The sequence below is a fragment of the Alkalimonas sp. genome (assembly GCF_020831925.1).
Classification (GTDB): Bacteria; Pseudomonadota; Gammaproteobacteria; order Enterobacterales; family Alteromonadaceae; genus Alkalimonas.
Genome location: NZ_JAFIFQ010000032.1, coordinates 38,102 through 44,297 on the forward strand (window position 1 = coordinate 38,102; position 6,196 = coordinate 44,297).

Sequence of the window (6,196 nt, forward strand, 5' to 3'; positions counted from 1 at the left end):
CAACGATCAGAAAATAGCGGCAGGGGCAGGCAAAGGCAGTTCGGGCAGGTGCCTCGCCCGGATTTGCTGCAGTACGCCTTGTTGGTACAATCGTTGCCAAGCTTCATCAAGCTGAACGGCCATTTGTTCAGAGATGGTGTGGCGGCTGAAACCGAAGTAAACCGGGTTTTGGTACACTACCAGTAATTGCTGGTAACTGCGGTGCTCCATTTGGCCGGTTTGCTGCCAATGGTAGAGTGTGCTTTGGTCTTCCAATACGGCATCCACTCTGCCTGAGTCGAGTAGCGCCAACTTGTCTTCATGACTGCGAATTTCTACTAAGGTGGGACCAAAGTCAGTTCGAGCGGTCAATTGCTCAAATGCCTCGCCATAGTAGGCACCGTTTAAGATGGCCACTAAAAACTCTTTGGGCCAGGATGCCAGTTGCTCCAGCTTATGAAGCGCAGGCAAGCGCTGTGGATCGCCAATTAGAACCACAGTCTCCAGATGATGCGGCCCGATAAAGTGAAAATCCTGCTGGCGCTGTTCAGAAAACGAAAGATGACTGATCATATCCAGCTGCCCTTGAGCTATCAGTTGCAGTGAGCGGCGCCAGGGAGATTGCAGTATGGTCAGCTCACAGCCTGCTTCTTTTGCCAGCACCCGGGCAAGTTCAATCGATAAGCCCTGCCAGTCGTTGTCGCCGGGGATCAGGTGAGGCGGGAAATAGCTGTCTGCTCCCATGCGCAATTGACAACTGTGGGCTGAAAAAGATAGTAAACACGCGAGTAAGGCGCTGATGATAACTTTGTGCATCCGGGTTTTGCCAAGTTAATTTGCTTATTAAAGATAAGCTGCAATGCTTTTAAACACAATTTCTGACTATACTAATATCATCGTTATCCGAAGAGCTGCTGCAATGCGATATCTGCTTGGGATTGTATTAGTACTTTTTAGTTTATCTGCCCTAGCTGAACGTACCCTGACATTTCTGGTAGGTATGGATAAACCGCCTTATATTCAGCTGCAAGATGGTACCGGTTTTGAGCTGGAGTTACTGCGACAGGTAAGTAAGAAGATGGGGTATGAGGCCGTTTTTTTGCATGTGCCTAATGCCCGTATTCGTTATTTACTAGAGCAAGGTCATGGCGATGTCGCCACCTTACAACGCTTGACAGAGCATCCGACCGAATTATTTTACAGCCAGCCTTATGTTCGGTATCAGAATGCAGTCATTACCTTGCGCGAAAGGGAGCTCGTCATTCAGCATGCCCAGGACATGCAGCGCCTTAATGTGGTGGCGTTTCAGAATGCCAAAATCGTGCTGGGGGATGAGTTTGGCGAAATGGCGCAAAGCTCTAGCCGCTATCAGGAAACCACCAACCAAAAAACCCAGGTAGATATGCTGTTGGCTGGACGGATTGATGCGGCGGTGATGGACATTAATATTTTTCATTACTTCCGTCGGGTCAGTGATGACTCACAACCCATCCAGTTACACACCTTATTTCCACCCAGCGATTACCGGGCTGCTTTTCGAGAGCAGGAGCTGCAGCTCAGCTTTGATAGGGCATTGCAACAGTTGATCGCCAAGCCAGCTTACCCACGAATGCAACTGGAATTTTTTGGTTCCGTCAATCAATACCAACCGGGTGTTGTGAACATCCAATAACCCTGGTTTTTCCGCACTATCCCCTGACGTTGGCGCTTTTTTCCAGTATCATAGCGACCATTGATAAGCCTAAAGATATTTTCAGGTATAATGGCTGGTGAGGAGACTTCGTGCAGCATTCCGGTTCCGTGTTTGAATTGATTCGTCGTCGTCCCGTGTTATCCGCACTATTCTGGGTAAAACAGGCCTGGCAGCTGTTCCAAAAAGCCCCTTGGCTATGGATCCAGTTAGTTTCCTTTGTGCTGCTCTTGAATTTACTTGGGTCGATGAACCCGGTGTTGTTCATGGTCACCCTGTTTTTGAATCCCTTTATTACTGCCGGGCTCTATAGTGTGATTATGGCGGTTCAGCGGGGCGAGACTGCTAGTTTTGGCTGGTTATTTCGACCGCTGAACGAGTCTCAGTTCCGGCCACTTTTTTTGCAGTTGGCGGCCTTGAATTTATTGCTGGCAATTCCACTGAGCTTACTGGGTGAGCATCTGACACAACAAATGGCGGCGGAGCAACTGGATTTTAGCCTGGTTATGTTGTTTGTGTTTTGTACCGCCATGGTCTGGATGATGTTTAGCTATGCGGTGGCCATTTTGTATTTTTTACCCGAAAAGCGACTGCTACTAGCGTTAATGGGAAGTCTGGTAGCCTGTTGGCGCAACTTGCTGCCATTGATCTTGTTTGGTGTGATCGCGCTGGCACTTTGTTTGGCGACGGTACCCACTATGTTGCTGGGTATGATTCTGGTGCTGCCTTTACTGAGCATCGCTTTCTTTATTTCTTTTCAGGATATTTTCGATGTTGATCCTGGACAAGCTGGTCCATCAGATCAGCAGAACAGGCCTGATCCGGATGTGTTGGAAGTCTGAGGTATGGACCTCAATGAGTTAAAAAAGTCCGCATTGCAGTTGCTGGCACGACGTGAATACAGCACACAACAGTTGCAACAGCGTTTGCAGACCAAGACAACAGATGACCAGTTGGTTCAGCAAGTGATAGTATGGTGTCAGGCTGAGAACTATCAAAGCGATACCCGTTTTGTCGAGATGTTGCTGCGTTCGCGCCTTGGTAAGGGCTATGGCCCGCTTTACATTCAGCAGGAGTGCCGGCGTCATGGTATAAGCATGACTTTGTTGCAACAGCAGCTGGCCCAGTTAGAGCCTGACTGGCTTGAGCTGGCGCAGAGCATTTACTTGAAAAAATACGGTGGCAGTGCCATTACCAGTGCTAGCGAGCGCGCCAAGCGACAGCGCTACTTGCAGCAGCGGGGGTTTTACCCGGAAGATTGCAGCGCTGCCCTAAAAAACATCAGAAGTTAGGAAATCATCATGAGCATGACATCGTCCGCTATCCGGAATGCTTTTCTGGATTATTTTGCCAGTAAAGGGCATCACATTGTGCCGAGCGCTTCCCTGATCCCCGGCAATGATGCCACCTTGTTGTTTACCAATGCTGGTATGGTGCCTTTTAAGGATGTATTCCTGGGACAGGACCCTCGTTCCTATAGCCGGGCTACATCTGCGCAGCGCTGTGTCCGGGCTGGTGGTAAGCACAACGATTTGGAGAATGTCGGTTATACCGCTCGTCATCATACCTTTTTTGAAATGTTGGGTAACTTCAGCTTTGGTGATTACTTCAAACAAGAAGCCATCGTCTATGCCTGGGAATTTTTAACCAAAGAATTGCGCTTGCCAGCAGAAAAGCTTTTGGTCACGGTTTATGCCAGCGATGACGAGGCTTTTGATATCTGGACCAAACAGATTGGCCTGGCGCCGGAGAAAGTGATTCGTATTGGCGATAATAAAGGTGCACCTTACGCCTCGGACAATTTCTGGGCTATGGGGGATACAGGTCCGTGTGGTCCTTGTACCGAAGTATTTTACGATCACGGCGAACACATCTGGGGTGGACCGCCGGGAAGTCCGGAAGAAGATGGCGACCGGTTTATCGAGATCTGGAACATCGTCTTTATGCAGTTTAATCGCCACGCCGATGGTCGGATGGAGCCTTTGCCAAAACCAAGTGTTGATACCGGCATGGGCTTAGAGCGAATCGCGGCTATTTTGCAAGGTGTGCACAGCAATTATGAAATCGATACCTTTCAGGCCTTGATTGCAGCTGCTGCTGAAGTTACTGGTGCAAAAGATGTAAGCAATAAGTCGCTACGAGTGATTGCCGATCATATTCGTAGTTGTGCCTTTTTGATGGTAGATGGCGTACAGCCTTCGAACGAAGGCCGGGGCTATGTGCTGCGCCGTATTATCCGCCGGGCCGTGCGACATGGCCATCAACTGGGTGCTGTTGGGGCCTTTTTCCATAAGCTGGTACCTGCGCTGGTGGCTCAGATGGGAGAAGCTTACCCGGAGCTTACTGCTAAACAGGCGGTGATTGAAAAGTTGCTGCGTATTGAAGAAGAGCAGTTTGGCAAAACTTTGCAACGCGGCCTGAGCATGCTGCAGGAAGCCTTGCAGCAACTGGATGGTAAGGTATTGCCTGGTGATCTGGTGTTTAAACTGTACGACACCTATGGTTTTCCGGTTGATTTAACCAATGATGTGGCTCGTGAGCAAGGCTTTACCGTCGATCAAGCTGGTTTTGATGCGGAAATGGGCCAGCAGCGGCAACGTGCGCAGCAAGCCAGCCAGTTCGGCATGGATTACAATGCTCAGCTCAGCAGCAAGCAAATCACTGAATTTACCGGCTATCAGCATGTGCATGGCAACGCCAAAGTGCAGGAAATTCTGCGTGATGGCAAGGCTTGTCAGCAGCTGAACGATGGTGAGGAAGGGCTGGTTATTCTGAATCAAACACCTTTTTATGCCGAATCCGGTGGTCAGATTGGCGATACCGGCAGTTTAATCCTGGCTGATGGCAGCGTATTCAGTGTGACTGATACCATCAAATTAGGTAAAGCCCATGCTCATAAGGGCAAGCTTAAGGGGCAATTGGCAGTTGGGGCAGAGGTACAAGCTCAGATTGATGAAGCTCGTCGTCAGGCCATTCGCCAAAACCATTCGGCCACCCACCTGGTGCATGCAGCCCTGCGAGCGGTGCTTGGGGAGCATGTCACCCAAAAAGGCTCTTTGGTTGGACCGGATCGTTTTCGCTTCGACTTTTCGCATTACGAAGCCATCAGTGCTGCTCAACTGCAGGCGGTGGAAGTGTTAGTGAACCAGCATATTCAGGCGAACCATCCGGTGCAGACCGAGTTGATGAATCTGGAAGCAGCCAAAGCTGCCGGTGCTATGGCGCTGTTCGGTGAAAAATACGATGATGATGTGCGGGTACTGACTATGAGCCCGTTCTCGGTTGAGCTCTGTGGCGGTACTCATGTGAAGAGTACCGGCGATATCGGTTTGTTTAAGATTGTGTCGGAAGGTGGCATTGCTGCTGGGGTGCGCCGTATTGAGGCGATGACTGGTATGCAGGCTCTGTCCTGGCTGCATCAATTGGAACAACAAGCGCAAGGTGTGGCCACTGCAGTAAAAGGCGATCTGTTCTCTATTGCTGAGCGTGTGCAACAAAGTCTGGAGCGCAGCCGGCAATTGGAAAAAGACATGGATCAGCTTAAGCAAAAGCTGGCGAGTCAGGCTGGTAGCTCCCTGCTGGATCAGGTGCAGTTAATTGCGGGTAGCAAGGTACTGATTACTGAATTGCCGCAAGTAGAAGCCAAAGCTTTGCGGACTATGTTGGATGAACTAAAAAACAAACTGGGTTCCGGTGTCTTGTTGTTGGCAACCGTCAATGAAGGCAAGATCAGCCTGATTGCTGGTGTCACTCAGGATCTTACGGCCAAGGTTCATGCTGGTAAGTTAGTAGGGTGGGCCGCTGAACAGCTGGGTGGTAAAGGTGGCGGACGACCTGACATGGCGCAGGCTGGTGGCATCGATACCGATGCACTGCCTTCTGTCTTGCAGCAGGCGGCTGCATTAGTAGAGCAGCAACTCTCTGCTTAAGGTTGATCCAGAGCGGCTGGCGCGGAGTATGTAAAATATTCTGCGGCTAGCGGCGTTAATTTACATCATAGCTGCAGCATTTTTGCTACACTGATTTGGAGTGCCGGAAAGATAAGCCGTAACTGTGGTTAAATTTTGTCGTAAACCCTATGGTTGCTTTTCTTTCCGTTGTCAGCTGAGTTATGATAGAGCACTTTTTCAGGATGCCAGTAGCAGAACTGGACCGAAAACAAGGAAATAGGAGCAAACGAATGCTTATTCTTACACGACGGGTTGGTGAGACGCTGATGATTGGTGATGAAGTTACCGTTACAGTCTTAGGTGTGAAAGGAAATCAGGTACGCATTGGCGTGAACGCACCAAAAGAAGTATCCGTGCACCGTGAAGAAATTTACATGCGGATCCAGGCGGAGAAAGCGCCAGAAGACGAGGGCAATGCCTGACTATGATTGGAGCGCTACGGTGAAAGATGGCGCTTAAAACGTCTGTCTGTGGATGGATTGTTTAAAAGGTCGGCAAACAAGCTTAGCTTACCGAAAAATTGTTTGACTTATTTTCCTGAGACTTTAATATACACGCCGCAACACAGCGCGGAGAA

6 protein-coding genes are annotated in these 6,196 nt (G+C 49.6%); 5 read left to right on the forward strand and 1 reads right to left on the reverse strand.

Translation table 11 applies throughout. The features are described 5' to 3' along the window. Positions 1-6: 6 nt before the first annotated feature. A complete protein-coding gene (locus JJU14_RS11065; protein WP_228613523.1) occupies positions 7-795 on the reverse strand; it encodes a transporter substrate-binding domain-containing protein in 789 nt (262 codons plus the stop codon). 103 nt (positions 796-898) lie between these two features. Between JJU14_RS11065 and JJU14_RS11070 the strand changes: the two genes are divergently transcribed. The 5 genes from JJU14_RS11070 to csrA all read left to right on the forward strand — a co-directional run bounded on the left by JJU14_RS11070 (position 899) and on the right by csrA (position 6,041). Beyond that, positions 899-1,651, forward strand: a complete 753-nt coding sequence (locus JJU14_RS11070; protein ID WP_228613525.1) for a transporter substrate-binding domain-containing protein — start codon at positions 899-901, stop codon at positions 1,649-1,651. A 110-nt stretch (positions 1,652-1,761) separates the two neighbouring features. Then, a complete protein-coding gene (locus JJU14_RS11075) occupies positions 1,762-2,511 on the forward strand; it encodes a hypothetical protein (protein WP_228613527.1) in 750 nt (249 codons plus the stop codon). A gap of 3 nt (positions 2,512-2,514) precedes the next feature. Further along, positions 2,515-2,961 carry a regulatory protein RecX gene (locus JJU14_RS11080; protein WP_228613529.1) on the forward strand — a complete coding sequence of 149 codons (447 nt, stop codon included), beginning with the start codon at positions 2,515-2,517 and terminating at the stop codon, positions 2,959-2,961. 6 nt (positions 2,962-2,967) lie between these two features. Continuing rightward, the gene (gene alaS / locus JJU14_RS11085) at positions 2,968-5,598 is read left to right on the forward strand and encodes an alanine--tRNA ligase (RefSeq protein WP_228613533.1); all 2,631 of its coding nucleotides are present in this window, start codon (positions 2,968-2,970) and stop codon (positions 5,596-5,598) included. Between the two features lie 251 nt (positions 5,599-5,849). Then, a complete protein-coding gene (csrA, locus tag JJU14_RS11090) occupies positions 5,850-6,041 on the forward strand; it encodes a carbon storage regulator CsrA (RefSeq protein WP_228613531.1) in 192 nt (63 codons plus the stop codon). The last annotated feature ends 155 nt before the right edge of the window (positions 6,042-6,196 follow it).